This window comes from Myxococcus sp. AB036A (assembly GCF_006547355.1).
Taxonomy (GTDB): Bacteria; Myxococcota; Myxococcia; order Myxococcales; family Myxococcaceae; genus Myxococcus; species Myxococcus virescens.
In genome coordinates this window covers 1-385 of sequence record NZ_VHLC01000261.1, presented here as the reverse complement: position 1 = coordinate 385, position 385 = coordinate 1, and the positions used below count along the sequence as shown (strand labels likewise).

Annotated in this window: 1 protein-coding gene; it reads left to right on the top strand. The window is 33.8% G+C overall.

Annotation, left to right across the window (positions count from 1 at the left end; all coding sequences use genetic code 11):
• Window positions 1-56: 56 nt before the first annotated feature.
• The coding region (locus FL344_RS38345) for a peptidylprolyl isomerase (protein ID WP_228565678.1) at window positions 57-385 on the top strand (329 nt) is incomplete at its 3' end.

Sequence of the window (385 nt, the reverse complement as noted above, 5' to 3'; positions counted from 1 at the left end):
TGGCTAACTATCCACAGTTAAACAAAGAAGTACAACAAGGTGAAATTAAAGTGGTTATGCACACAAATAAAGGTGACATGACATTCAAGTTATTTCCAAATATTGCACCAAAAACAGTTGAAAATTTTGTGACACATGCAAAAAATGGTTATTATGATGGAATAACATTCCACCGTGTCATTAATGACTTCATGATTCAAGGTGGCGATCCAACAGCTACTGGTATGAGTGGCGAAAGTATTTATGGCGGTGCTTTTGAAGATGAATTTTCATTAAATGCATTTAACTTATATGGCGCATTATCAATGGCTAACTCAGGACCTAATACAAATGGTTCACAATTTTTCATTGTTCAAATGAAAGAAGTACCTCAAAATATGTTAAG